34 protein-coding genes and 3 pseudogenes are annotated in these 25,962 nt (G+C 52.1%); 9 read left to right on the top strand and 28 right to left on the bottom strand.

Annotation, left to right across the window (positions count from 1 at the left end; all coding sequences use genetic code 11):
* Together JCM10550_RS15435 and JCM10550_RS19285 are read left to right on the top strand one after the other, a co-directional pair.
* Positions 1–839: DUF3344 domain-containing protein (locus JCM10550_RS15435; protein WP_062400424.1), on the top strand; the 839-nt coding region annotated here is incomplete at its 5' end.
* A gap of 90 nt (positions 840–929) precedes the next feature.
* Complete coding sequence (locus JCM10550_RS19285) at positions 930–1,106, top strand: hypothetical protein (protein ID WP_157200351.1); 177 nt, start codon at positions 930–932, stop codon at positions 1,104–1,106.
* A gap of 249 nt (positions 1,107–1,355) precedes the next feature.
* On the opposite strand, the gene JCM10550_RS23805 is transcribed toward JCM10550_RS19285, so the two are convergent.
* The 6 genes and pseudogenes from JCM10550_RS23805 to JCM10550_RS15405 all read right to left on the bottom strand — a co-directional run bounded on the left by JCM10550_RS23805 (position 1,356) and on the right by JCM10550_RS15405 (position 5,153).
* Positions 1,356–1,523 (bottom strand): hypothetical protein, encoded by a 168-nt coding sequence (locus JCM10550_RS23805; protein WP_245619371.1) that lies wholly within the window; start codon positions 1,521–1,523, stop codon positions 1,356–1,358.
* A gap of 71 nt (positions 1,524–1,594) precedes the next feature.
* Positions 1,595–2,149 (bottom strand): annotated as a pseudogene (locus tag JCM10550_RS15425) (ABC transporter ATP-binding protein).
* Positions 2,076–3,121, bottom strand: a pseudogene (locus tag JCM10550_RS15420) (iron ABC transporter permease). Before JCM10550_RS15420 ends, JCM10550_RS15425 begins: the two co-directional pseudogenes overlap by 74 nt.
* 139 nt (positions 3,122–3,260) lie before the next feature.
* Complete coding sequence (locus JCM10550_RS19280) at positions 3,261–3,827, bottom strand: ABC transporter substrate-binding protein (RefSeq protein ID WP_062400421.1); 567 nt, start codon at positions 3,825–3,827, stop codon at positions 3,261–3,263.
* A 424-nt stretch (positions 3,828–4,251) separates the two neighbouring features.
* Entirely contained in the window at positions 4,252–4,542 is a 291-nt protein-coding gene (locus JCM10550_RS19275; protein WP_062400419.1) for a hypothetical protein, read from the bottom strand.
* The gene (locus tag JCM10550_RS15405; RefSeq protein ID WP_172673937.1) at positions 4,539–5,153 is read right to left on the bottom strand and encodes a hypothetical protein; all 615 of its coding nucleotides are present in this window, start codon (positions 5,151–5,153) and stop codon (positions 4,539–4,541) included. Before JCM10550_RS15405 ends, JCM10550_RS19275 begins: the two co-directional genes overlap by 4 nt.
* Positions 5,154–5,551: 398 nt before the next feature.
* Here JCM10550_RS15405 and JCM10550_RS15395 point away from each other — a divergent pair, with 398 nt between their 5' ends.
* The 5 genes from JCM10550_RS15395 (at position 5,552) to JCM10550_RS15375 (ending at position 7,882) form a co-directional block, all read left to right on the top strand.
* Positions 5,552–6,016 (top strand): DUF308 domain-containing protein, encoded by a 465-nt coding sequence (locus tag JCM10550_RS15395; protein WP_083475566.1) that lies wholly within the window; start codon positions 5,552–5,554, stop codon positions 6,014–6,016.
* 46 nt (positions 6,017–6,062) lie between these two features.
* Complete coding sequence (locus JCM10550_RS15390; RefSeq protein ID WP_218185263.1) at positions 6,063–6,725, top strand: GNAT family N-acetyltransferase; 663 nt, start codon at positions 6,063–6,065, stop codon at positions 6,723–6,725.
* A gap of 21 nt (positions 6,726–6,746) precedes the next feature.
* Positions 6,747–7,094, top strand: a complete 348-nt coding sequence (locus tag JCM10550_RS15385) for a hypothetical protein (RefSeq protein ID WP_062400411.1) — start codon at positions 6,747–6,749, stop codon at positions 7,092–7,094.
* A 111-nt stretch (positions 7,095–7,205) separates the two neighbouring features.
* Positions 7,206–7,484, top strand: coding sequence for a ubiquitin-like small modifier protein 1 (locus JCM10550_RS15380; RefSeq protein ID WP_172673936.1), 279 nt, complete (start codon positions 7,206–7,208; stop codon positions 7,482–7,484).
* 5 nt (positions 7,485–7,489) lie between these two features.
* Positions 7,490–7,882: a molybdenum cofactor biosynthesis protein MoaE gene (locus JCM10550_RS15375; RefSeq protein ID WP_062400430.1), complete on the top strand. Its 393-nt coding sequence runs from the start codon at positions 7,490–7,492 to the stop codon at positions 7,880–7,882.
* A gap of 194 nt (positions 7,883–8,076) precedes the next feature.
* Here the strand turns inward: JCM10550_RS15375 and JCM10550_RS15370 are convergent, their stop codons facing one another.
* The 15 genes from JCM10550_RS15370 to JCM10550_RS15300 all read right to left on the bottom strand — a co-directional run bounded on the left by JCM10550_RS15370 (position 8,077) and on the right by JCM10550_RS15300 (position 17,184).
* Positions 8,077–8,736, bottom strand: coding sequence for an AI-2E family transporter (locus JCM10550_RS15370; protein WP_245619374.1), 660 nt, complete (start codon positions 8,734–8,736; stop codon positions 8,077–8,079).
* Complete coding sequence (locus tag JCM10550_RS23800; RefSeq protein ID WP_245619369.1) at positions 8,676–9,128, bottom strand: hypothetical protein; 453 nt, start codon at positions 9,126–9,128, stop codon at positions 8,676–8,678. The genes JCM10550_RS15370 and JCM10550_RS23800 overlap by 61 nt, the downstream gene beginning before the upstream one ends.
* A 368-nt stretch (positions 9,129–9,496) precedes the next feature.
* Positions 9,497–9,916, bottom strand: coding sequence for a hypothetical protein (locus JCM10550_RS19270; RefSeq protein ID WP_157200349.1), 420 nt, complete (start codon positions 9,914–9,916; stop codon positions 9,497–9,499).
* Positions 9,892–10,203 carry an archaellin/type IV pilin N-terminal domain-containing protein gene (locus tag JCM10550_RS15355; protein ID WP_062400401.1) on the bottom strand — a complete coding sequence of 104 codons (312 nt, stop codon included), beginning with the start codon at positions 10,201–10,203 and terminating at the stop codon, positions 9,892–9,894. The genes JCM10550_RS19270 and JCM10550_RS15355 overlap by 25 nt, the downstream gene beginning before the upstream one ends.
* Before the next feature lie 138 nt (positions 10,204–10,341).
* Positions 10,342–10,485: a hypothetical protein gene (locus tag JCM10550_RS19265; protein WP_157200348.1), complete on the bottom strand. Its 144-nt coding sequence runs from the start codon at positions 10,483–10,485 to the stop codon at positions 10,342–10,344.
* Positions 10,486–10,489: 4 nt separating this feature from the next.
* Positions 10,490–10,771: a PGF-pre-PGF domain-containing protein gene (locus tag JCM10550_RS15350; protein WP_062400399.1), complete on the bottom strand. Its 282-nt coding sequence runs from the start codon at positions 10,769–10,771 to the stop codon at positions 10,490–10,492.
* A complete protein-coding gene (locus JCM10550_RS15345) occupies positions 10,740–11,870 on the bottom strand; it encodes a lectin like domain-containing protein (RefSeq protein ID WP_245619372.1) in 1,131 nt (376 codons plus the stop codon). The genes JCM10550_RS15350 and JCM10550_RS15345 overlap by 32 nt, the downstream gene beginning before the upstream one ends.
* Positions 11,871–12,455: 585 nt before the next feature.
* On the bottom strand, positions 12,456–12,914 hold the full coding sequence (locus JCM10550_RS15335) for a C1 family peptidase (protein WP_062400393.1): 459 nt from the start codon (positions 12,912–12,914) through the stop codon (positions 12,456–12,458).
* Between the two features lie 13 nt (positions 12,915–12,927).
* Entirely contained in the window at positions 12,928–13,116 is a 189-nt protein-coding gene (locus JCM10550_RS15330) for a hypothetical protein (RefSeq protein WP_062400391.1), read from the bottom strand.
* Positions 13,100–13,537 carry a hypothetical protein gene (locus JCM10550_RS15325; protein WP_062400389.1) on the bottom strand — a complete coding sequence of 146 codons (438 nt, stop codon included), beginning with the start codon at positions 13,535–13,537 and terminating at the stop codon, positions 13,100–13,102. The genes JCM10550_RS15330 and JCM10550_RS15325 overlap by 17 nt, the downstream gene beginning before the upstream one ends.
* 113 nt (positions 13,538–13,650) lie before the next feature.
* Positions 13,651–14,142 (bottom strand): PKD domain-containing protein, encoded by a 492-nt coding sequence (locus tag JCM10550_RS23795; protein ID WP_083475564.1) that lies wholly within the window; start codon positions 14,140–14,142, stop codon positions 13,651–13,653.
* On the bottom strand, positions 14,055–14,594 hold the full coding sequence (locus tag JCM10550_RS23790) for a hypothetical protein (protein ID WP_062400385.1): 540 nt from the start codon (positions 14,592–14,594) through the stop codon (positions 14,055–14,057). The genes JCM10550_RS23795 and JCM10550_RS23790 overlap by 88 nt, the downstream gene beginning before the upstream one ends.
* On the bottom strand, positions 14,566–16,191 hold the full coding sequence (locus JCM10550_RS23785; RefSeq protein ID WP_062400383.1) for a PKD domain-containing protein: 1,626 nt from the start codon (positions 16,189–16,191) through the stop codon (positions 14,566–14,568). The genes JCM10550_RS23790 and JCM10550_RS23785 overlap by 29 nt, the downstream gene beginning before the upstream one ends.
* Positions 16,166–16,591 carry a hypothetical protein gene (locus JCM10550_RS15305; protein ID WP_062400381.1) on the bottom strand — a complete coding sequence of 142 codons (426 nt, stop codon included), beginning with the start codon at positions 16,589–16,591 and terminating at the stop codon, positions 16,166–16,168. Before JCM10550_RS15305 ends, JCM10550_RS23785 begins: the two co-directional genes overlap by 26 nt.
* A gap of 23 nt (positions 16,592–16,614) precedes the next feature.
* Positions 16,615–17,184: a hypothetical protein gene (locus JCM10550_RS15300; protein WP_157200346.1), complete on the bottom strand. Its 570-nt coding sequence runs from the start codon at positions 17,182–17,184 to the stop codon at positions 16,615–16,617.
* A 544-nt stretch (positions 17,185–17,728) separates the two neighbouring features.
* Between JCM10550_RS15300 and JCM10550_RS15295 the strand changes: the two genes are divergently transcribed.
* Positions 17,729–18,217, top strand: a complete 489-nt coding sequence (locus JCM10550_RS15295; protein ID WP_062400427.1) for a DUF2124 family protein — start codon at positions 17,729–17,731, stop codon at positions 18,215–18,217.
* Between the two features lie 227 nt (positions 18,218–18,444).
* Here the strand turns inward: JCM10550_RS15295 and frhB are convergent, their stop codons facing one another.
* From frhB to mptA, 6 genes are all read right to left on the bottom strand, one after another.
* Positions 18,445–19,311 carry a coenzyme F420 hydrogenase subunit beta gene (frhB, locus tag JCM10550_RS15290; protein WP_062400377.1) on the bottom strand — a complete coding sequence of 289 codons (867 nt, stop codon included), beginning with the start codon at positions 19,309–19,311 and terminating at the stop codon, positions 18,445–18,447.
* Between the two features lies 1 nt (position 19,312).
* Positions 19,313–19,594 (bottom strand): 4Fe-4S dicluster domain-containing protein, encoded by a 282-nt coding sequence (locus tag JCM10550_RS25425; protein ID WP_281175440.1) that lies wholly within the window; start codon positions 19,592–19,594, stop codon positions 19,313–19,315.
* Entirely contained in the window at positions 19,542–20,138 is a 597-nt protein-coding gene (locus JCM10550_RS15285; RefSeq protein WP_245619367.1) for a hypothetical protein, read from the bottom strand. The genes JCM10550_RS25425 and JCM10550_RS15285 overlap by 53 nt, the downstream gene beginning before the upstream one ends.
* Before the next feature lie 126 nt (positions 20,139–20,264).
* A complete protein-coding gene (locus JCM10550_RS15280) occupies positions 20,265–20,834 on the bottom strand; it encodes a hydrogenase maturation protease (protein ID WP_062400374.1) in 570 nt (189 codons plus the stop codon).
* 9 nt (positions 20,835–20,843) lie between these two features.
* The gene (gene frhA / locus JCM10550_RS15275) at positions 20,844–22,226 is read right to left on the bottom strand and encodes a coenzyme F420 hydrogenase subunit alpha (protein WP_062400372.1); all 1,383 of its coding nucleotides are present in this window, start codon (positions 22,224–22,226) and stop codon (positions 20,844–20,846) included.
* A 275-nt stretch (positions 22,227–22,501) separates the two neighbouring features.
* Positions 22,502–23,443, bottom strand: coding sequence for a GTP cyclohydrolase MptA (gene mptA, locus JCM10550_RS15270; protein ID WP_062400426.1), 942 nt, complete (start codon positions 23,441–23,443; stop codon positions 22,502–22,504).
* Between the two features lie 126 nt (positions 23,444–23,569).
* On the opposite strand from mptA, the pseudogene ilvC reads away from it, so the two are divergent.
* Positions 23,570–24,569: pseudogene (gene ilvC, locus JCM10550_RS15265) on the top strand (ketol-acid reductoisomerase).
* 61 nt (positions 24,570–24,630) lie between these two features.
* Here ilvC and JCM10550_RS15260 read toward each other — a convergent pair.
* A partial coding sequence (locus JCM10550_RS15260; RefSeq protein WP_218185262.1) for a PAS domain S-box protein occupies positions 24,631–25,962 on the bottom strand: 1,332 nt, incomplete at its 5' end.

Below are 25,962 nucleotides of genomic sequence, written 5' to 3'. Positions count from 1 at the left end.
CTGTCGGAGACTCCGCTTATGTCGGCGGCACCACCCACTGGACGGAGATTACCGCCGGATGGACCGCAGAAGAGATGGCGGTGCCCGCGAACGCAACTCTTCGTGACGTGCGCCTCTACGTTCCCTATACCTGGGACAAGAATGCAGTGATGCCGGATACAGTCACCCTCACATTCAACGGTAATGAAACGGCCTACGCTGCACACTACGCAGACCAGAAAAGCTACGGCACATCTTACCCATACGGGATGCTGGTCTACAATGTCACCAGCCTCTTCAGCCCGGACGGAAATACTGCTGTCCTTACCAAGGCAGAGGCATCCACCGAGGTATCGATGAGGGGGGGCATGACACTGGTCGCGGTCTACGAGGATGCTGCAGAGCCGGTTCGGAGCATCTTCATAAACGAGGGATTTGACCTCCTCTATGGTGATGCGTCAAAGAGCACCACACCGGAAGAAGCCACCGCATACGCACCGCTGGGCGACATGGACACAGCATCCGTTGCATCAGCCCGGCTCATCACCTTCGCGCCGGGTGCAAACGGACCGGAGGGCACCCTGATATTCAACAACGAAGTCTGGGAGAATGTCTGGTCCTATGCAGGCACCACACAGATTGGCATCGATGACCGGCAGGTGTCCCGGTTTACCCAGGCCTCCGGAAACACTGCGGCATTCCGCAGCGAGAGCGAGTATTTCGAAGCGGCGTGTACGATCCTTGTGACCGAGCACCACACTCCGGTCAGCCTTGACATCCCCCCCCTCAGTCCGGGATGGAATATGGTCTCGTTCCCCCCCGGTGAATCGGGCAATATCACTCTTCCCCCCCGGAGGTGACAGACATCTATTCCTATAATACGGAAACAGGAAGATATGATCCGGTGAACAGGGAGTCGCTTACCACCGGCACCGGGACGGCATACTGGGTTGCCGCAGGAAGCACGTGCTCCATCGGGGGTAACCGGACAGAACCAGCAATGGTATGCCACGCCCGCCGCATCCGGCTGGAATATGGTGGGATCACTCTCCCACACCATCGCATGCAGCCAGGCATGCACCAACCCCCCCACAGGCGCGCTGGGGGAACGCATATTACACATATAACCCGTCAGAGGGAAGATATGATTCAGTGACCGACTTTATTCCCGGCAGGGGGGGATACTGGGTCTCTGCCATGCAGGACTGCCAGCTGATCCTTGAATAACTTTCATCTTTTTTTCTCAATTCCGTCAGACCATTCCGGATATCCCTATCAATAAAGAACATTCAGATTCCCGAAGAGGATAACTCCCCCGTAATGAAAATATCCAGATTACAAAAAGAGAGGAACGTTCCGGCCCGTCAGAGGACGTGTCACTCTTCCGTGCAATCGTGTGAGACCGGCCGCAATGGGATGATATAGGGGGGGCAGTCCCCGTCATGGAAGATGCGGGTCTCGATGCCATACACCTCTTTGATGACCTCCTCCCTGAGCACCTCATCCGGAGTACCGAATCCATACAGGGCACCCTCTTTAAACATGACAATCCGGTCACAGTAGCGTGCCGCGAGGTTGAGGTCATGCAGGGAGATCAGAACCGTGATATTCTTCTCTACGCAAGGTTCCGTGCCACCTCCATCACCTCCATCTGGTGCCGGACATCAAGACTGCTCGTGGGTTCGTCCATCAGGATGACCGGAGTCTCCTGGACAATCGCACGCGCAATCATCACCCGCTGGCGTTCCCCCCCCGGAGAGCTCTTTTATCTTCCGGAAGGCAAATTCCTCAACCCCCCCAGCATCTTCATCGCATGATAGACCTTCTCCTCATCCTCAGGCCCGGTCTTCCAGTTCAGGTAGGGCCGCCTGCCCATCAGAATTGTTTCAAAGACCGCTGATGAGAGACCTTCCGGAAAGGACTGGGGCACATAGGCAATCTTTCGGGCAATCTCCATCCGGTTCAGTGATGCGATCGGATCGCCAAAGACCCGGACCTCACCCTGAGGATTCAGAATACCGTCAATACATTTGATCATTGTGGTCTTCCCGGAACCGTTCGGGCCCACCAGACCCAGCACCTCACCTTCCTTTGCCTCAAAGGAGATGCCGGAGAATACCGGTTTTTTGCGGTAGGTGTAGGAGAGATCTTTGACCGATATCACTACCATCCGGTATCCCCCCCCGTTTAAGGAATAAATACAGGAAGAACGGTACCCCCAAAAACGCCGTCATAATCCCCCCCACCGGAATCACCGACGGGTATATGAGAGTCCGGCAGAGGTTGTCAGCGCCGAGGAGAATCGCAGCGCCGACAAGACCGGAGGCGGGCACCAGCCACCGGTGATCATTGCCGATTGCCATGCGGGTGATATGCGGGGCCACAAGCCCGATAAACCCGATGGTGCCGGTGAAGGCGATGATCGCCGCGGTGATGACAGACGAGATCATCATGAAGATGGTCATCGTACGCTCAACCGGCACCCCCCCGATGCTCTTTGCAATCTCATCACCCTCGGCGAGTGCATTCAGATCCCAGGCCCGCATGACGACATAGGGGGGGGTCAGAATCGCAATGACCGCGGTGACAATCAAAAGTTTCGTCCAGGTGGTGCCTTCAAGGGAGCCGAACATCCAGTAGACCACCGCTGCGGCCTGGTCCGATGACCCGAAGTACTGGATCAGAGAGGTGATGGCCGAGAAGAGGTACATAATGGCGATACCTGCGAGAATAAGGGAGGAGGAACTCAGACCTTTGTGCCGTGCCATACTGTAAATAAGGAACGATGCGGCCATCGCAAAGGCAAACGCCATCAGCACCACAAGCAGGTTCCCGCTCACCAGGGTAACGCCCGCAAAGAGAATGATCGCAACCGATGCACCGCATGACGCGGCGGACGATATGCCAGTGTAAAGGGACTTGCCAGGGGATTTCTCAGGATCCCCCCCTGCATGATCGTTCCTGCAATGGCGAGCCCGAATCCGGCGACAAGGGCAAAGAGGACCCGGTGGAGCCGGATATCCCAGACGACAATCTCCGGAGTGTCAGGTGCAGTCTCTGCCCAGCTGCCGGTGGAAATCCATGAAATGAGTGCGGACAACCTCGTCAGGAGTCCCTCCCAGAGAGCATGGTAGGAGTCCATGACCGAGAGGTTTCCCGACCCGAGCGTGATACCCACCATCGCAAGCACGATGAGCAGGCCCACTGCCACCAAAAAACGAGATACGTTTTGTTCTGATACGGGCAGATTCACGGGTAAAGTCTTCAATCGTTAACGCCATTCATCCGTCCAGACTCTGTGCAGCAGGGTAGACAAAGACCCCCCCGTGCGAAGTGACATCGTACATGCTGTGCTGATAGGTGGTGAGATATTCCTGATGGATCTCCTCAGGGTTCACATCCGCAAACAGATCCGGATAGAACCAGGTGGCAAGGTAGAGGATACCGATGAAATGTTTCGGCCCCCCAAAGACATCGGTGTCGATGATATGGACACGCCCGTCTTTGACCGCCTGAAGGGTCTGCCAGCCGGGCCTCCGGAGGAGGCTGTTATACACTTCAGCGGTCTTTGAAGTATCATCATCCTCATACCCGCCGAAGTCAAGCTTGCCATTCCCCTGCAGTTTGACGACAACAGCGGGGGGGTTGCCGAAGAGCACCGACTCAGGGTTGACCACCGGATACGACGGCGTGGCGTTCCCGAAAATATTCTGCCCTCCTGCAATGATGATCTTATCATGATAACCGGAACCTTCCGCACAGCTCTTGAAATCATCCGAGCTTTCAAAGTATACCGGCACCCGCTCACCCTCAGGTATTGCTGCAACCCTGTCGGTGACCGTATCCATCTGTTGGGTGTAGAAGGCGGCAAAGCGGGCCCCCCCTCATCTTCCCGGTCAATTGCTGCTGCAAGCAGCCCTACTTCTTTTGCGTAGGTCTCAGGTTCAAAGAGGTCATAGCGCAGCACATGCACTGCGGGGGGGTTCATCGACTGAATCGTCTGCTGAATTTCGTCCCCCTTGCTGTCCATGAAATCCGCATAGATGAACACTGCGTCAGGGGGGGAGAGAGAGATGATCTGCTCGTAATCCGGTGACCAGACACTGCCGACATTCGGCATCCCGGCATACTCCGGGAAGAAGACGGGGGGGTCATCCAGAATATATTTTCCGATGCCGACGACGGCGGTGCTGTCATAGCCAAGTGAGCGCATCGTCTCGGCGGCCTCTCCGTTCATTACAACGGCACGACGTATGGGCCGCGTCAGGGTAACTACCTGCCCGGAGGAGTCCTGAACCGTCTTTGCGGTCTGATTCCAGTAGGTATAGACATAGGCACCATCGCGAAGGTCCGTGTACTGATCTGCATCAGCGCTGCGGCATAGGTCCGCTCCATATACGTGAGGACAGACGCGGCCAGTTCATCGGTGCTGATGAGGGCATCCCCCCCGTTCGTATCCAGTGGCAGGGCACCGGTGTCTGTAGCGGATACCGGTCCTGCTGCAACCATTCCGAGAAGGAAAAGCACGAACAACGCATGTGGATATATTTTCGGTGTTTTCATTGCGAATCACCCCCCCCTCTCCTGTTGGCATACACTCCGGCAATGGCAAGTGACGCCGTCACCGTGAATGCCGTGCAGGCAAAGGGACTCTGCTGCATTGGTGTTGATGACGGATTTTCGGCATTCCCTGTGCCGGTTTCACCGGGACTAAGAACCGACACCACGCCAGAATCCGAGACGGATATCTCTGTCTCTCCGGAAAGATCATCCGTGAATGTCTCCCACGAAAGAGAGAGCGTCCCTGCCCGAAGGTCTGTGCATCTGATCTGCAGGGAACAGCTCCCCTCATCAATGAGTGCACAGGCAAGGGTGGTGCCGTTCACCCGGTAGTGACTCTCGGGAAGCGTAGTGCTGACAATACTGACAGGGCCGGGAAAGACTCCGAAGACCCCCGCAGGCCCGCCATCCGCACCGTCACAGGAGAGAAGGTATTCATCCTCCACTCCGGTGACCGGCTCCAGACTGAACAACACACCGGACTCAGCAGCACCGGCAGCAGCAGCATTCCCGGCACAGGTGATGAGTACGGTAAAGAAAATGATTGAGATGATGCCCCTGAATTTCATGTAGTAGTAATGGGTGGATTTCGGTTTAATAAAAGATTTACTCATTGTAATACGAAATGCTATGATCAAAATATATATAGCAAGATCACGGACACCCGGAGTTCGTCGGGTGTCCCCCCCGGACCCGCCTGAAAGAATGCCCCCCCGCATGTTGGCACCACGGTCCGGAACAACAGTATTTCGTTTCGCAGATCATCCCCCCCACACATCAGACACCACCCACAGGCATCCCCCGGATACCGATATGAGGAGAGATCAATGCATCCGTCAATCGGGAAAGTCATCCCGATCTTCGGTTATATTAAATACCACATTCACATACCATTGCGTTAGTGAAAAACTATGACAGATATCATTGAAAATGAAACCGGAGAGATGATGGGTTTCACCCCGTCGTGGTGGACTTTTGTTCTCCTGGGAATCATTGCATTTATTTTTGGCATATGCTGTGTCATCATGCGGGATATGTGACGCTCTTTTTAGGCTACTTCGTCGGTGCGATGGTGGTGGTCTGGGGGGGAATTATGACCGTCGTGCAGGCGGTAAAACCGCACGAAGGCGGCACAGGACGCTCGGTCGCACTCATAATTCTGGGAGTGCTTGCCATTATCCTCGGTCTGCTGGTATTCACCAGTATCCTCAGTGCCTGGTTCCTCATGACCTACCTGATTGCCTTCTGGGCATTTTTGACCGGGTTTACCAATATCTTTCAGGCATTTACCGGAAAAGACAGCACCTGGTACAAGGTGCTCCTTGTCATCGCGGGTATCATCGCGATCATCCTGGGATTCTATGTGATGATGTATCCGCTGATGGGAACGGCCACCGTCATCTACGTCCTGGGCATCTTCCTGATTGCATGGGGGGGTATCGTTGTTACCATAACCGGTCTGATGACCCAGAAATAATCATACTTTTTTTCGTATCTCCTGCACCCGAGACGGAAAGCCAGTGATGAATCCGTCATCGGAGTCCGAACGCACCCGTGACACATACCTGCGACAACCTATATCGTGCATCTGCCGCGAACGGGAACGTGCAGGTTTTTTAGCGGGCAGCGCCATACCTATGATTACCATGCCATGGACCATCAGATCAGAAGAACCGGATGACGCTGCAGGTATCGCCGCGGTGCTCACCGATGCATTCAGCCGGAAAGACGAGGCAGAACTGGTATCTATGATCCGTAATTCCGGTGCCTATGATCCTGAACTTTCACTTGTCTGTGTTGAAGACGGAACCATCGTCGGTTATGTCCTCTTCTCACCCGTGGTTATCCGTGCAGCAGACGGCGACGAGAGACCCGCCCTTGCCCTTGCACCAGTGGCAGTCCTCTCGCAATTCCGGAATCAGGGAATCGGTACCACCCTTATTGAAGAGGGCATTCACCGTTCCCACCAGAAGGGAGCGAAGATCGTCGTTGTACTTGGGGGGGAACCCGGATATTACCGCAGGTTCCGGTTTGAATCAGCAAAAACGCATGAAATAGAACCACCATGGGAGGTGCCCGAGGGATATTTCATGGTCCTCAGCCTCGAAACAAATGCCCTGCGTGACGTACAGGGTACCGTCTACTACCCGGAAGCGTTCACCCGCACAACAGACACCCGACCGTAAATACCGGCAGAGGACGTATACATGGCACGCATACTCTCAAAGAAAGATCAGGATATCCTGAAGAAATGTGCACCGGAATGCGAGAACATGATCTGTTCAGGGTCGAACGTCCCCTACCGTTCGGTCCTGCCGCCGGTGGCAAATCATTATGCGGCGAATGCAGATGACTTCAGGGAACGAATCACCCACCTGACAGCAGACGAGCTGGAATATCTTACGACACTCATCACCACCGGTGAAGAGAGCCTCTGCTGCCTTCCGCCCGACTACTTCGCCGTCTTTCTGGAACAGGTAACCGCATCCCTCGGGAAGAGTGCCCGGCGTGAGATGCTGAATGCCTACCGTGGCAGTGAGGACTGTTTTATCTAAACCCCGGTCTGTCTCTCCTGCTTTGGGTATGCATATCAGGGATGGATCAGATATACAGAGCAGAGAATGCAGGTAACAGACCGGACAGACATTCACCCGGAGAAAGATATAATGAGAATAACCCTACGCAGTTTTGCCCGCTTCCGCGAGATATTCGGGGGGGAAGAGCAGACGATTGAAACAACCAGTGCTGCGACACCGAAAACCGTGCTCTCTGCCCTTTGTGAAGAAAAAGGATGCAAAGATACCCTGTTTGCCGCAGACGGCACATTTCACCCGCATATTACCGTGATCCTTAACGGGAGACGGCTTTCTGCCGAAGAGATTGAAGAGACCTCTCTTGCAGACAACGATGCACTGGTGGTCTATCCACCGGTATCAGGAGGATGAATTCCATGATTACCATACAGAAAGAAGATATTGATATCGGAGCACTCATACAGCAGTCACGTGACAACCGCATGGGTGCTCAGGTGGTCTTTGTCGGCACCGTGCGTGACGATGGTATTGAGGCAATCGAATTTGAGGCCGACCGAACGACAGCAATCGCGGATCTCAGGACAATTGCAGCAGAAGCGACGGAAAAACACGGACTCCTCTCGGTTGATATCATTCACCGGGACGGCCTCCTGCAGATGGGGGAGACCATTCTTGTCATCATCGCAGGTGCCGCCCACCGGGAGGAAGGCTTTGCCGGGTGCCGCTATATCATCGAGGAAATAAAACGATATGTGCCAATCTGGAAAAAGGACATCTCCACCACCGGCGACTCGCACTGGCATGACTAGATACCGGTGATAAACCGGTATATATCAGAGGTATCAGGAGACAGCAAGGGTTTCACGGGATGGAAATGCCCGTGACTAGTGCTTCCCCGATTTCACTCCGGAAATTCTTTTTTTATCATGGCAGGGATACGTTTCCATGGTCAACGATACCGAGTGACTCTTCGCACCCGTCATCCGAAAATTGGATCGTACATTCAGGGAGATTCTGAGGGAACCGGCTGATCGTCCCCCCCTCCAAATTCATGAAATAAAATCCGGTATACTGCGGTCAGGATGGCAAGTGCCAGTGGCCCATACAAAAAACCCAGCACTCCCATAATGGCAATTCCACCGAAAAGGGCGATAAATATCAGGACAGCATTCATTTTTGAACGTTTCCCCCCCATCAGAACCGGACGCAGATACCAGTCCGGAATGGCACACAGGAGAGGCCAGCCGATCACCAGTATCAGCACCAGTGCATAGTAATCCCCAAGAGAGAGGGCATAGACGGCAAGAAGCGCAATGATAATGACCGGGCCGAAGACGGGGGGGATCAGGGCAAATATCGCACAGACAATCGACCAGAAGAGCACATGGCCGTACCCGAGGAGGGTAAAGAACGGCAGAGCAACGACAAAGACGAGCAGGGCGATTCCCACGTGCACGATAATAAGAGAATAAAGAGAATCCGAGAGAAGCACATTAAGAATGGAAAGTTTTGGCTTTGATTCAGCGGGCACCACAGACCAGACCTGATGAAACATCTGTTCCCCCCCGTAGAGAATAAAGAGATACAGGAACAGAAAGAGAATCATGAAAATGATTGAATAATAGGCGGTTGCACCAAGTATTTCCCCGATAGAACCCTGCACGGCAGCGAGGATGCCGTTGACAATCCCCTGCAGGTCAAAGACAATCGGATCGAGAGCCATGCCAAAAATCCCCCCCCTTCTATGGAAAGCCAGCCAAAGATACTGTTAAAGACCTCCTGAATATATGCCCCCCCGTTTGCAAAGATAACAGCCAGAGACACCATCAGCATCACAACAAGAAAGATGAGCACCCCTGTTGTGATAATAATGGATGAGAAGGGCGCACGCAAATGCATTTTCAGGACATTATGATAGGGTATCAGGACCGTTGCAAGTGCTCCTGCAATAATGAGTGGGTCGAGCAGTGCCCGGAACAGCACAACGATCAAAAGAACCAGAACAGACGATACGCCGATGACAAACCAGTCTCTCCTCTTTCTCCCGGAATTCATTGCCTGGTGTATACTTCATCCCTGTTGATAAACCAACCCCCTCCGGGGGGGTTATTCACGTGCGGCAGGGCAAAAATCCCAGCAGGAGTATCGGGTTCGGGCAGATATACAAAACTCCGGGAAAAAGGATATTTTTACAATCGGAGAATATTCACGGCGGAAAATTACCCGGCGGAAAATCGGTCCGATATCTTTATTGCCCGGACAGACTACAGGATGATACAAAACAGGGCATATATATGAAAGACGGATATATGGTCACACTGAGCGTCAAAATGCGGGTTCGGGGGGGGTCGGGTCCAGACGTGAGGCCGGAGTGCCACAGAACGTCTGGAAGAGGCAATCCGCAACGCTGATACTGTCCCCCCCTACTCCGCAGATGCCAAACGCATCAGCCAGTTCGATGAAGAACCAGTCTTCGGAAAAAACTGGGAATGATAAGTAGTATTGTAAATTTCTGCCTCCTGATGATTATACCAGAATCGTAACATCATGTATCTTACCCGGGACGGTCCGGCTGACCGTGACAGCGGTACCGACCGGGGGGGTATGAGCGTGACTGTAATGCGCTCCCCCGGCAGTGCTAGATACGATTCCGGGATACGAACCATGATCGTTGCCCGTTCATTAAACCGAATGACCGGGGAATCCCCCCCGTCAGAGGTGATATCCGATATTGTCCATCTGCCGGGAAGAGGCGGAGTCGTCGATATCAGGGTGTCATTGGGTTGGAGAGTAAGAATACGTTCAGATGTCGCATAGGTCAGGCTGCAACCGCTGAGATCCATTGGTTTCCCCCCCCTCCGACAGACGGGGAAACCGTAAAACGCAGCATGTCTACGGCATTCCTGTCGGATGCTTTGTAGCCATACACATCACCGATGAGCATCAGCGATGAAACTGACTGGTCTACGCCGGTATAGATGACATCCTCCGCTTTGCCTGTTGCAAAAAATCCGCTACCCAGAACGATGAAGGAAAAGACCGAGGCGATGATCACAAAAGCGATCAGAATAATCGCACCCTCAAGCCCGGTAAACCCGTTATCATCAATCGGGTTTTTTAGCGACAGCACTTTTGTTTACCTCCTCTCACCCTCTATTCCCTTACCAGATGATGCGTATGCTGTCCATATAGCATATCGTATTACAGAACATATCCAGCCAAAAATCCGGGATCTAATACCCGGATATTCCCGGTAATAAAAAAGGGATTATTTTCTTCTCAGGAGCAATGCCGCACCTGCCGCTGCAATGGGAATCCATACAGGTATGGGTGACTGCGGTGTTTCAGCAGGTGTTGGGGGGGTATCCGTTTCCGGTGAAGAAGGGGTAGCGCTTCCATCTCCTGTCGGCACTGCATCAGGGGGTTGCAACCGGAGTCTCTGTTGCCATGTCAGACACGGCACTGGCCGCGATGGCGAAATATGAGAACCCGTCCGTTGTTGCGGTAAAGTATACCTTTCCGTTTTCCCGGTTGTTGAATTCGGTCGAAAGATTCTGCCACGTGCCATTGTGATATCTCTGAAGAACAATCTCTTCCGGAGTGAATGCATGCTCTTCAAGCCAGGTTTCAGGCACCATGAACTCAATCTCACCGGATTCGATGGAATCATCGTTGGTATGCAGAAGCTCTGCCTCCACATAGCGGTATACCGGACCTGTTGGCGCATCGATATCCTCCGGCAGAGTCCCCCACATCCGAGACGACGATCATCATCTCTTTGATATTGGTCTTTGCAGAGATGCTGACCTGTGAGAATGAGGATTCTTTCATTGCAAACGATTTGGATTCACCTGCACTGACATCATGAGCCGCACCGACATCACTGTGTGAACCGTGGCCGCTACTACCGCTGCCGCCGCCTGCCACCGGGGGGGTTGGTGTCGGAGGCATAACATCTTCGTGCACAGAAATATCCGTTGTAAGATCGCACGGAACGATCGCGTCACCGCCATCAGCGGTCATCATCGGCATGGTTACCGTGATACCGGTTGAACCCTCATTTGTTCCGGTGATGGTCACGCTACCAATAACAATCTCTTTTGCATTTTTCTGAATCGCTGTTCCAAGATCCACGGCCTTCATTGTGACCGTGCCTGCCTGTTCTTCAGAAATCTCATTGAGTGTGGCCCAGTCGGGGAAGGACACCCCCCCCGTAATTTCCGCCACATCCGGATTGGAGAGAGAAACCTGCATCTGATATCCGGCAATTCCCTGTGGCGCACGTCCCATCATAACGGTGATATTCGAGGGCGAACCGGCCTTAACCGACACATTATCGCAGTTAAACGATATGGACGGGTATTTGGCGTACGCCTTTATACACACATTCGTGTTCGGGTATTTTTTGGTAATATCCTGCCATTTCACTCCATCGGCACTGATGAAACTTTCACCCGCATGTGCGGTTGCCTTGCTGGAATAACTGCGTATCGGGGCCTCCACTGCAATCGGATATTTATACCACGAATCTGTGAGTCTGACAACAACAGAGAAATCCTCTCCCTTTGTGAGTAACACCTCATCTTCAACAGGAAGTGTGTGATAGCCGGGAGTTTCCATATGGCCCGACAGGGTCAGGGCAGGAGAGCCTGCAGTGACATTTTCCTCTCCGGGACTGAGATACACCGAGACATCGTAGTCCTCATTCGGCTGCGTGGTGTAAAAACCGACCGCACCGAGCAGATCATCATTCTCAGCGGTAAAGATGTTGGCAGTGTATACGGTTGTCGTGTCGATGCCGATATCCTTGGTCCATCCGAGGGTATCGTACTGGTATATACTGCCGTAGTTTGTTGTCGGTTCTCCGATAAACTGGGTGGTTGTTCTTCCCTTATTGTAGTATGAGATATAGAAATATCCGTCCTCACCCCCCCAGTCTTCTCCCCCCCAGCTGTTGCGTGCGATAAATGCGCCGTCAGCAGGGGGGGCTTGTAGGTAAAGTTCTCTTTGCTGTATGTATCATCCCATCCTACAAGGACAATGGCATGGCCGGCTCCGATGAGATAGGGGGGGTCATAGTAGCTGAAATGCTCTTCATCATAAAAATCGTTGCCCCAGTACAGGGAGTGGTACACAGCACCGTTCTCTTTGATTGCCTGTTTTATTTCGGCGGTGTCATCCGGACCCTTGAACGGCTCAAAAAACATCACATTCTGAACATGAACCCGTGTCTTCAGGTCTTCAGGGGGAAACATCCGAAACCTCGCTATAGGGTCATCATCCTCATTCACCGGGCCGCTCCACCGGGTGAGATACGCGGATGACATGTACGAGTTTCCTCCCTCTTCATGCGTCCAGTCATATCCGTGGGTGTTTTTCAGATTATTTTCTGAAGTCGTACACCCCCCCGGCAGGAAGAAGATTTGATTCAAGCGCACCGTAGGATGCAAAGGCCCAGCATGAACCGAGATTTCCCTGATCATGAACCGGGCTGACTCTGCCTTCGGTGCGGAGATCAAACACCGCTTCAAGGTCACAGAGTTCTGAACCAATCACAGAATCCGCATTCACTGCTCCTGCTCCGGACCAGTTTACGCTTACCGGTGAGGGGGGGACAAGTCCCATTGGATAGTTTTTTGCACCGGGTACGGAATCTGCATTCAGGGTGAACATCTGGTTTTCATCCACGCTGTCAAGATGATTGATATAATCCACAAATTCCGGATTCAGGGGGGGAGCTTCCTCTATTTCAAGGGCAAAAGCACCCTGAACAATGAAACCCGCAAGTAAACAGGCGCATAAAAGTGCGCCTGTTGCTTTTAGATGGTGTAGTAAATTCATGTATTCTCCCTATTTAGTCCTCAGAGCCACTCTGCAGTGAGAGCATCACAATGTCGTCGAACTCTATCTGACCGTTTTTATTATAGTCAAAGATGCGGCTGTTTTCATGTGCCGGAATCCATTCAAGATTGCTGAAATATGTCGAAACATCGTTTATGTCACACATTCCGTCACCATTGATGTCTTCATACAGACCGTTCATGTCGGTATCCCCCCGGGAATGAACCCATACCAGGGAACGGATTGAGATGAACGATTTCAATTGTTCCCGGAACCGTATTTGGCACAATGGTCTCATCGGCATCGGAAACAAACCGGCAGTCACTCACGGAGATTCCGGTAATACCTTCTGAAGAACCCTGCACAGTAATCGTTGCAAGTACAATGTTCTTTGCACCCACACCAACCTGATCACCGGTATCCCCTGCACGTATCTGAACAGCATCCGCTCCGATGACCGCCTCGCCTGACGATTCCGTCCAGGCAGGGAATGCGACATCTGTGATCTCTGCAATGCCGGACTCGTTCAGGCTTATGTTCAGGGTGTATTCTTTGAGTCCGTCCTGTGCATTGCCGAGTACGACGTTGATCTTTGTTTCATCACCTGTCGCCGTAGTGGACACTTCCGGGCTGAGGGAAATTTCAGGAACGATGTCCGAGAAGGTGATATTATCAAGCCAGCCACAGTCCTCGTTATCACCATATGAACTGTATGCTCTCTTTTCATAGACCCATTTCAGGCATAGTCACGCTCTTCGGACAATTTATATGATTCTCTCTGCCAGCCATCCTTTGTTCCGGCAATCTCTTCTTCCATTTCCCCCCCATCGATTGCAAATCCGAGGGCATCGGCATGCTCCATTGAATAGCCGGAGTATGACGATACTTTCCAGTCAAAGGAAAGCTTTACAGGGCCGCGAACAGTAGTGGTTACCCATGTGCTGCCGTACTGATCAATATCGCCCGTTCTGCCGCAGCTGCCGTCCCGGAACGTTTCGTTCATGACGACATACCACCCGGCATCCCCCCCACCGGTTGTCCAGTTCAGCAGGGGTGCATCAAGGGCCTTGCCGAGTGGTGGTGTGACCGTGATATAACCTGTCTTTGTCTCGGTCTGTTCGCCGCCGTTCTTCTGCACGGTCAGGGTGACGGAGTATATTCCGGAGTGGGTATACGTGTGGGTCGGATTCTGTTCGGTGGATGTCTCCCGGTCTCCAAAGTCCCACATCCAGCAGTCGGCGTGCCGGTTGAGTAATCCGTGAAGTTCACCGTAAGGGCCACCGGCCCGTAGGTGGCATCCGCCCCAAAGTCCGCCGCGTCAAACTGTACAAATGACACATTGTCCAGCCATGCACCGTTTTCACCGATCTTACTCCAGGACGTCCGTTCATACGCCCATCTAAGGGTATGGCTGCCGCCTGCGAGGTCATAGTTCACGTCAGTCCAGTTTTCCGGGTAACCGGAGATCTGCATCGCTTCAACACCGTTGTCAAACAGCGTGAGGGTATCATACGTTGGTGCTGCATCGATGATCCATGAGAAGTTGAAGATACCCGGTCCGGTGACATTGGTCTGAATCCATGAGCCGGTGTAGCGCTCGGGATCATCACTGCTGCGTGCGGACATGCCGCCTGCACGGGCGCTGTTGATATCAACATACCATTCCCCCGTTGTCTCCACCGGTTGTCCAGTTCAGATCATCTGCATCAAGTGCCTGACCAATGGTGGTGTAGGGCACAATTTCAATGATCTGCTCGGCAGAGTCAGACCCTGCATCATTTGTTACCGTCAGGGTGACCGGATAGCTCCCCCCCGCTTTGGTGTAATTGTGCACGGGGTTCTGTTTGTCAGATGTCGTATTGTCACCGAAATCCCATGCCCATGAGGTAGGACATCCTGCAGATATGTCGGTGAACGTGATCGAAGCCGGTGCCATGCCACGGGCTTCGTTTGCGTCAAATTCCGCTGTCGGATTGATTGCCCCGAATGTGTATGTCACATTGTCGAGGTTTCCGCAGTGATCCGGGGGGGTGAAATAATAATCATTGGTGTAGTCCCACCGGAGTGTTTGTGCTCCCGTTGGAATTTCAAAGTACTCGCGGGTCCAGTCACCATAGTTCTGCTTCCCTTTGATGCTCTTTTTAACATCCCCGTTGACGGAGAATTCAATCTGCCCGTCATAGGTGGTTGAGGATGACGAGATCTTCCAGTCATAGGTCAGGACACCCGGTCCGGTAATATTTGCCTGAACCCAGGTGGTGTCTGCATTCGAACCGATGATCCCGTTGTGTCCGGAACTGCCTCCCGCAACTGAAGTGTAGAGGTCGGTATACCATTCTGCATCCCCCCCTCCGGTCGACCAGTCCAGTTCTTCTGCATCAAGGGCTTCACCGATAGAGATCGGTTCAAGAACAGTGAGAGTCTTTGTAACCGTGCCCGTTCCTTCGATGTTTTCAACGGTCAGAGTGATGGTGTAATCCTTTGGTTCGGTATAGGTATGCACCGGATTTTCATCCGGGGGGGATGTTTCTCCGTCTCCAAAGTCCCAGTTCCATGCAATGGGAAATTCAGTGGAGGTATCGGTGAACTGCACTGCAAGAGGAGCAAATCCACATTCCTCGGTCACATTTGTGGAAAAATTTGCAACCGGTTCATCCACACCGTATACGAAGGACACATTGTCCAGCCAGCCACCGTTTTCTTCCTTGTCAGTGGTTCTGGTGGAATATGTCCAGTTCAGGGTGTGCACACCGTTCCCGATCTTGTATGTCTCATGATGCCAGCCGGGATACTTGATCATTTTGTAGCCGTCGTCATACTGCCCGGCATTATCCATGGAGAAAACCAGATCTCCAAATGGCATACCCATCATTTTACCAGGATTTGCCTCCCAGTCGAATGTAAGGGTTCCGGGACCGGTGACACTGGTCTGCATCCAGGAGTTCTGGTGTGAAGACAGAACGCCCCCCCCGCTTCGTGCAGAGCTGCTGTTCACATAGTCAGCACCAATCTCTGAGGCCCACTCTTTATTTCCACCTGTCGTCCATGCAAGTTCAGGTGCATCAACAGCATCGCCAAGTGAGACTGCATCCAGCACATGAATATATCCGGTCTTGGTTTCCGTCTGCGGAATTCCGTTTCTCTGAACGGTGAGGGAGACAGGATACAGACCCGCTTCCTGATAGATGTGGGAAGGGCTCTGCTCGGGAGATCTCTCGCCGTCTCCGAAGTCCCAGTCATATGAGTCAGGACTATTCGTTGAGAGATCGGCGAACATGACCGTCAGCGGAGCATTGCCGCATACCGGATCTGCAGAAAAATCGACTGCTTCCTCCTGGGAAAATACGACATTGTCCAGCCATCCGCAGTTTTCCCCCTTCAGGATAATCCCCGTCCATTCTCATGTAATACCAGCGGAGTGTGTGGTCACCCGAGTCAACATGATAGGATACATCAGCCCAGACCTGATCGGTGCCACAGATGTCCGCCTTGTCATCACCGTTGTCAGAGAAGTAGAGGCCGTTATAATCACAACATGACACATTCCAGGAGAACGTGAGGGTTCCGGGTCCGGTGACAGTCGTCTCGATTCCTGTCATCTGATAATCAAGAATGTCACCGCTCTGTGCACAGCTGCTGCCTGAGGCACCGGTTTTCGTTACAACAGACCAGTCCACCTCTCCGGCGGGTGTCTTCCAGGTCAGTTCAGGTGCATCAAGCGCCTCACCGATGGTTTCCGGTTTTGGCTCACTGCCGGTATTGAATGCGACATTGTCAAGCCAGCCGCATTCCTCGCCGGCAGTATCAATACCACCATCATAGAATGTCCAGCGTACGGTATGTTCACCCTCACCAATCTCATAGGATTCTTCCGTCCAGGAGACATCCGTTCCGGCAATAGCTCTTGGCTCGTGCTGTCAAGAGAAAAGATCAGAGGATTGGAATACAGGTCATAATATCCGTCATCGATGTTTTCGAGAGCGGTGAGATCATCACTATTGTCGATGTACGATGAGACCTTCCAGGAGAAGGTCAGCGTACCCGGTCCGGTAATGGTCGTCTCAATCCATGACCCATCGCTGTAATAAATCGGCTGCCCTGTTTTGGCACAGCTTGATCCTGTAATGGCGTTTTCTACATCTATACTCCATTCTTCATCGCCACCGGTTGCCCAGATTAAACCAGGCGATTCAAGTGCATCACCCAGTGTATCAGCAGCGGCTGCAGGCGGGATCAACCCACAGAGTATTGCAACTGATACTATGAGCAAAAAGGCGTTTATCCTTAAGTATCGTCCATTGGCATTCATAATTCACTCATCGAAAATATTCAATAAAAATTTCTCAGATGTATTAAGATAAACAAAATAGTTCAATTAAATAAGTTAACATGCCTGACTTTCATCAGCAATTACAATATATAAAATAGGGATTTTGATTATATTTATGACAGTAAATGGGAAATAATTTTATTTCTTTAGTGTATCTGTGCATTTTTATTGGACATCAATGATCCATGAGTATGACAATATACTAATCGATCCGCAAAATCGGCGGAAATTTTTGGAATTTACAATAAAAGAGCATAGAGCGCATTTTCCTCAAAAGGGACTATTATATGCGCCAGATAACCGGTTCCTTCCATCAATCCACCTGACCATAAGGAACCGGGATGGAATATGCCAAAATATTCTGATATGAACATAACCAGAGAAGTTATCCATCACATAAGAGCAGATACACAATGCTACGACAGATGGTTCTGTGTCCGGACTGAGAAGCAAGGTTTTTCTCATCCGCACGCAAGAGAAAAACATGGAATTACAGGAATCAGGATCAGGCCTTGCAGGAATGCTTCGTCCGTTCAAGAAATTCATGGTCGAATCCGGCATTATGGATACCGATCAGGTAGCGTTTTATGGCTGCCCCCCCGGAACATGCACACCATTTATTGAACTGCTCACGTATGCGGTCCGTGACCTGCCGTTTGAATTTATTTTTGTACCCCGGCTGGACGAATCATCGGCGAAAGTCCTCAAACCGGTTGCTCATGTGGGCATGCAGGTCACCTCCCATACCCCCCCGGAGACCTTTGACCCGAAAGTTGTTGTTGTGATGGGTGGTCTTGCCATGCCGAATGAACCGATAACAGCTGAGATGATGCAGGATACTATTGCCGGATATGACACAAAAATCGTGGGCATCTGCTTCATGGATATGTTCCGGCGTGCCGGATGGCCGGACAAGATCGCCTTCGACATGGTTATTAACGCCCAGATGGATCCGGTTGAAGTCTGGAAATAAATTCTTTTTTGGTAACCCTCTCAGAGATCACCGAAGAAGACCGCCTCTTTTGCTCCGTCAGTGATAGAACCGATCCCGGAAACGAGTCGACCGGTATGGAACGGCGGGATTTTTTCAGGGATTCCTCGTATTTGGCATACTCATCACCTGCGGATCAAAACGTCTTTGCAGGGATGGATACTCAGGCATTTTTCCTTCAGGGAAACAGATGGAACAAAAAAAGGGATTTAGATGTATGGATTGCGCAGGCCTTTGTCAACACCAAAGCTTGCACGCTCATCAAGAGTCTTCTGGTTCTTTGTGATCTTATCGGTTGCAAGTTTGGTCACAAGGTCCAGACCTGGCTTGACATCTGCAATAGGCTTGGTCTCGAAGTATCCTGCTTCGATGGCCTTACCCCCCCAGATGGTCTCACCTTTCTTTGTACGGGTGAAGACTGTTGACCAGCCGTCGGGGCTTCCGACAGAGCCGGTTGAGACGTCAGCGAGGTTTGCGACGTAGTCCAGACAGACGTGGCAGCCGGGCTGCTCAAACTTGTGGGTCATCTTGAGCGGGATCTGTGAGACTGCACCGCGTGCGGTGTAGACCGAGAATTTACCCTTGCCGATGTCCATCTTAACAGCGCTCTCCATCTTCACATTACAGAGGTCTTCCACCATGGTCTCAAGACCCTGGTATGGGAAGTTCTCCATACAAAAGATACCGATTGCAAGCGCAATCTTGTCGCCGACAGACCGCATACCCATCGGGTAGAGCTGGGCCTTCCTGACAGCCTGAATCTGGCACGGTGTGCCGACGACTCCGACCTTGTCAAGACCGTATGAACGGGTTGCCTCTTTGATCATCGAGACATTCGGGCAGATGGTGTAGCGGGTACCGCGTGCTTCCATCAGTTCTGCAACGGTGGTTGCAACAACGGGCTCCGGCTTGTATGGCTCATCACCCGGTCCTGCAACAACAGCACCGTCAATGATGCCTTCTTCAAGTGCAAATGCAAAGAGCTGGGTGACAATTCCTCCATCCTGAGAGGCGGAAAGAATTGCCGGGTCAGCTGCACGTGCTGATACACAGTTCTTGTAATTTCCGAGAACCATTTTACTCATCTCCTTTGAGCATCGCAGCATCAATAGCTTCGCCGATTGCCTCAAACTGGTTCATCACATCAAAGTTGAAGAAGCTGCGCGGACATTGTGCGTAGCATGCTCCACATTTGATACACAGGTCACGGTCAATATTCGGCTTGCCGTATTCCATTGAGATTGCACGAACCGGACAGGTTGCAACACAGGTGCCGCATCCCATGCAGAGACCCTGGTTGATGACGTCATAAATCAGGTCGCATCCACATGCCTCTGTGCCGCGCTGTGCGAGGTCCATGAGGGGGCTTGAGGTATGCTGCTGCAAGTTCCTTCTGTTCGTCAGTTCCTCTGAGGAGCAGATATGCCATCACAGCAACATTACGGATCGACTCAGGTGACGGTGGGCATGCCGGCAGGTAGACATCTACGTTGATCAGGTCGCCGATCGGAACGTAGTTCTCGTGCTGGGGGGGCTGGTTCCACTGTCCGCCTCGGGCGAACCGGGTAATGTTCCCGTATGCTGCACAGGCACCGAGTGCAACAACAATGGTTGCATTCTTGCGTGCTTTTTTGATATCCTCCACAGAGTGTGGATCGTTTATACAGACTGAACCCTCGACAAGTGCCACATCCATCTTTGGGATGTCACGCACATCGGCGAGAGTCAGACAGTAGTTGAGGTCTGCATAGTTGTCAAGCAACGTAAACAGACCTTCGTAGTTGTCTGCGAGAGACACGAGACATCCGGTACATCCGGACATGTGTACGTGTCCAATCGTAATTTTTTCAGCCACAGGCTTTTCCTCCATCTCTTGTATTTCGGGCTTTTTTTCAACCTTCACATCACGGGGGGTTTCACCACTGGTTTTGCCTCAGGCCGGGCCTTTGGAACAGTCACCGGTTCTGGAGCTGCGGCAGATTCAGGTGCCGTAGCCGTTTCCGGAACCGTGACAGGTTCTGGCGCCGTCTTAGGTTCTTCCGGCTTCTTCCCTGTGAGGATCTTCTTCAGATTTGATAGTAGTCCCATATTCCACCCCTACTTCAGCAAGTGCCATCTGCACTGCCTTCGGAATGGCCATTGTAACTTGTTCCGTGAGCCAGTAGTCGACATCCTCAGATTCATTATCAATATCGGATATCGCGATGCTCTCAGGCTGGCACCCAAGGATTATCACTTCGGTCCGTTTCGAGAGTTCAGTCAGCGGGTCTTTAAACCCTCCCCCCCACGAATGCGGGTCAAGATACCTGCCCGTCTTTTCATTCGCAAGGAAGTCAGGAGACACCTTCGTCATCTGACCGGGGGGGCTGCCGCCGAAATCGAGGACGTCAACAATGACCATCCTCTCGACCGGCTGTTCAGCCTCTGCGATCAGAGTGAAGAGGAAATGCGGCCCCGCAAGGCCCACGTCAAGTACTTTCAGGTCATCCGGAAGGGACAGCTTCTTGAGTTCTGAGACCACTGCAGGTCCGAATCCGTCATCTGTATAGAGCGGATTGCCGACACCCACAATCATCTGTCTCGCGTACCAGTCTAGCATCTGACTATCTCACTGGAACAGTTTCTGGGCCACTACCTTCTTTGAGTCGTCGACCACCATCATGTGGGTTGCGCAGGACACACATGGGTCGTAGGCACGCATGATGACTTCAGTGAGCTGCCATGGTGCACCTTCGAGTGCCCGGCTGACAGTCGGGAAGTTCCATGTGGTCGGGACAAGGAGCGAGTACCACTCAACTTTGCCGTTCAGAACCTTGGTCAGGTGCACATCGGTTCCGCGTGGTGCTTCGTTTGCTGCCCAGCCAAGTGAACCGTCACCCTGTGGGATCTCATCTGCAACGACCTTTCCATTGGTGTCAAGAGCTTCAACAGCCTCGATCATGCTGTACAGGCAGTCCATATATTCCATCTGCCGTGCAATCTGCAGACCCATTGCACCCTTGCGGTCATAGTTCCGGAACATTGCAAGACGTGCACGGGGACCTGTCTCGATAGGTGCTCCATCATAGAGCGGCACACCGGTGCATGCTTCCATTGCAGGCCATACCTTGGTGCCGACAGGGGGGGTGGTTCCGCCAACTGGGTAGTCAGGGTCTTCGAGGGATACTTCGAGTTCACCCTGGTACCAGTCCCATGGGCGGACCTCTGTCCAGCGCTCAGGATACCACTTCTGGTCCAGATCAAGTGATGAAGAACCATAGAGTGTATCTGAGGCCATGTAGCCCTGGTCGTGGAAACCGAACTTCTCGGTCTTCTCAACTTCCTTGCCACCGGCAACCGATGCCATGGGCCGTGCATCCCAGTCCTTGAAGACGGAGATCATGAAATCCATGTGGTCTTGTGCAAGAGGAAGTGCCTCTTTTGCGAGGTCATAAATCTTGATCTGTGCACGCGGGGGGGAGATGTTCTTGTACATACCACCGACACGGGGGGGGTTGGACGGGTGAATAGGTTCTCCACCGACAATCTCACCGACAGTCTGACCGACTTCACGGAGTTTCTGGATCCTGAGTGCAACGCTGCGGACAGGTTCCTCGGGAGTGAACGGGTTGATATGGGTGTCCGTTCCCGGGATGTACATGTCAGGCAGTGACAGGATGTTGTGTAATGCATGGCTGTGCAGACGGTTTGCACACTGAAGGATGACTCTCAGGAGGTATGCATCATCGGGAATGATACAGCCAATCGAGGCTTCCATTGCTTCAGTACCGGCAAGAGTGTGGGCAATCGGACAGATACCACAGACACGGGAGGAAATCTTCGGTGCCTGGTGCATGCTCTTTCCAACGGCGAGTTTCTCAATACCCCCCCGTACAGGTGTAAGACTGAGCCAGTCACCACGGGTAACGACACCGTTGTCGTCAACCTGCATAGTAAGCTTGGTGTGACCCTCATGTCTTGTGGTTGGGGAAATCTCTACAACTTTCGACATAAATTATCGCCTAATTATTAAATTCTGTTCTTCTGGCTATTCTAACACACAAGTATGAAAAAAATCACATACCGTGAGTTGCAACACACGTACCCGCTAAGAAGTACGTATGTGATATGTGAATGGACGGTTAAAAATAAGTTTCGTTAAGTACACGGAGCCGGTAACGGGATTATGTTGATAATGTAGTATGTGTCAGGGAAACTACGCCCCCCCATTCAGGACACCTGTTCCATAAAACAACGATATTTTTACAAAAAAAGATGGTGTATGAATTAATTTGCCTTGATTTCAGCTTTCAGCTCAGCAATGGTTGCCTTGCGCTCTGCATAGGCATCATGCTGATGGATGCTTTCCTCATTTGTCTGCTTGATAGTGATGACTGAATCACCCGGCAGGTACGAGAATTTGGCAACCACATGTTTGGCCATTTCACGGACACAGTCTTCCACAAACCGGGCATTGCTGTGTGCCGAGAAGACCACATGGCTCTCATCACCACGTTTGAGGAGCTCAAAGATCCGGGCACTCATGGAGTCTTTCAGGATGTCTATGATGGTCTCAAGTTCAACACGCTGATCGTCATCGGTCTCAATTAAGAGGAACCCTTTGCCACGCTGGTTATGAGTGGCCATCGGAATCTCGTTCAGGAACTCCTGGATTTTTTCCTCACTGATCTCAAGGTTGCGCAGTTTTGCCGAGGCAAGTTCCTTCATAATGTTCTGGGCACAGGGACAGGCAGTGATACCAGTCACTTCCGCACCGATCATCTTCCGGACAAGTGGTGTACCATTGTTTCTGTCAGCGACCGCACTGGCATGTACCTCAACGACCTCGTGGCACTCTGTCTTGGAGACGGGTGTTTCACGTTTTACCATGTACAGACTCTTCATCTTCACTTCGGTACGGTCTGCATACTCGTGATGGTCAAGCAATTTACGGGCAACAGCATTGCAGACTTCTTCAATACCATTTACTTCACCCTCAATAGCCTGCTGAAGCACCTCATCAATCACCTCAAAGTTACGAGAGAGATTGGCACCTTTCAGGCTGCTGGGGGGGAGATCCACATAGACATTGAATGTTGAGATAAAGATCACCGGGCGCTTTCCCGGACGTGCGACTTCAACAAGCTTCTTGACATTTTTGACCCCCCCGACCCGGGTGAGATTAATTCTGACTTCAGGCTGGGTTGATTGTGTATCGGGCAGTTCCATGTTAACCTCAAATAAAAAAGCAGATTTCAGGTACGAATTCTGCATATATATTATTCCTGATGTTAGGTTTTTTATCCTATGCTATAATAGTTATGAAGGAAACCAGCAACCATTAGGGATGAGAAAATGATACAGAAATACTACGAATCCGATGCAAACCTCAGAGATTTGGGGGGGAATTCCCGGATCGCTGTCATCGGGTATGGTTCTCAGGGACAGGGTCAGGCACTCAACCTGCGCGACTCAGGCTCGATGTCATCATTGGCCTGCGCCCCGGAAATAGTTGGGAAAAAGCATCAGAAGACGGCTTTGAGGTCTTCGATGTGGCAACCGCAGCAGGTATGGCAGATGTCGTGATGATTCTCCTTCCGGATGAACTTCAGGGAGATGTCTACCGCGCCCAGATCATGCCGAATCTCAAAGAAGGGGACTGCGTCATGTTCTCTCACGGTTTCAACATCCACTACGGCAGATCGTCCCGCCACCAACAGTCGATGTCATTATGGTCGCTCCGAAAGGACCGGGCCATATGGTCCGGAGAGTCTTCACTGAGGGCGGCGGCGTGCCCGCACTCATTGCCGTCCATCAGGATGCAACCAACAACGCCCGAAAGATTGCCCTTGCCTATGCAAAAGGAATCGGTGCCACACGGGCAGTGGTGCTTGAGACGACATTCCGGGAAGAGACCGAGACCGATCTCTTTGGAGAACAGGCAGTGCTCTGTGGTGGTATGACCTCACTGATTCAGGCAGGATTCGAGACCCTTGTGGACAGAGGATATGCACCCGAGATGGCATACCTTGAGGTGCTGCACGAGTGTAAACTTATCATTGATCTCATCTATGAGGGCGGTTTTACCAAGATGCGTGACTCCATATCAAACACCGCGGAATTTGGCGACCTTACCCGTGGCCCGCGGGTCATCGGCCCGGAGGCATATGCCGCAATGGAAGAGATACTCACTGAAATCCAGAACGGTGAGTTCACCCGTGAATGGATGCTTGAAAATCAGGTCAACCGGCCGGTCTTCACCTCACTGAAACGACAGGGAGAAGAACACCTGATAGAATCCGTCGGCCGTGAAGTCCGCGGACTGATGCCTCAGTTCCGGGATCTCTCCGACTAACCTTTTTTAAAAAATATCTGAATACCGGGCATATCAGATCCCGGTGTCATCCCGGTTCCGGCTACGAATCAGAGGATGGTTCGAAAAACCCGGATCCGATCTCTGCCTGCGCCAGCGTCTCTTCCACCCAGATACGGGCAATGACATTACCCACCTGGTAGGCGATGACTTCCAGTGACATCAGACTGGAATCCGGAATGATCTCAGTATAGTTCGATCCCAGCAGGATAAACCCGATAGAGGCATTGTTGTAGATGATGGGGACAACAAGTATTACCTGTATCCGCTCCTTTCCGGGTGAGAACTCCAGCAGCTCCGGGAGATCAGAATAGCGGGCATAGATATATTCCCCCGCCGCAACACGGCGGGCCAGAGGAGTATCCTTCCCAATCTCCTGCACAGAAGTGAGAAACGCATCAGAAAACCCGGTGGCGCAGGAAAGGGTAAAACTCTCCGTACGCGCATCCTCAAGGTAGAGAGCGCCAAATCCCATCTCCGCCACCCGCGATGCCGCATCCAGACAGAGAGATACTGCATCATCAAGGGAACGGGCTGCTGCAAGGGAGAGACCCAGATCACGCTGGGCGATGAGCTGTCCTTCCATCAGCTTCCGGTCAGTGATATCGTAGAGCGTGCCATGTACCGAGGCAATCTTCCCGCTCTTCTTGCGGACATAATTACAGGACTCCTGCACCCAGCGTACATCCCCGTCCCGGGAAATGATACGATATTCACTCACACTGACAACCGATGGATCCGCCCGCGCATCTTCTACAGTCTGGGAGATAATCGACAGGTCATCCGGATGGACAATGGTGTCCCAGCTAAAATCGCCCGACATGAGCATCTCAGCCGGATAGCCGGTGATACTCTCCACCGCACCGTTTGCATAGATGATGCGGTTATCCGCATGACGCTGCAGAATAATGCCGGTGAAATTTTCAATGATGAGGCGGTAACGCTCTTCACTCTCATTGAGTTCATGTTCCAGATTTTTGTTCTTCACCATCCGCCTGACCTGCAGGGCCAGTTCGGCAAACTCCGCCTTCGGATCATCGCCCTTCGGCAGGTAATAATCACACCCGTTTCTCAGGGCTGAGATCACCACATCCTCCTGCCCCTTTCCGGTGTACATCATAAACGGCATATCCGGATACCGAATGCGTATTTTCTGCAGGAATGCAATGCCGTCCATGCCCGGCATCTGGTAGTCTGAAATAATGCCGTCTATCTTTGTGGTCCGGATAATCTCCATGGCCTCCTCTGCACCCAGTGCAGTGATCACCTTCAGATCGCCGGTACGCTCAAGAAAGACCTTGCCCAATTCAAGAAGATTGGGTTCGTCATCGGTGAGAAGAATTGTCATCATTGTTTGGTACCCCCCGTATGTTTG

Source organism: Methanogenium cariaci JCM 10550 (genome assembly GCF_001315945.1).
GTDB lineage: Archaea > Halobacteriota > Methanomicrobia > Methanomicrobiales > Methanomicrobiaceae > Methanogenium > Methanogenium cariaci.
The sequence above is the reverse complement of the archived record's forward strand: the minus strand, read 5'-3'. Positions and strand labels throughout refer to the sequence as shown.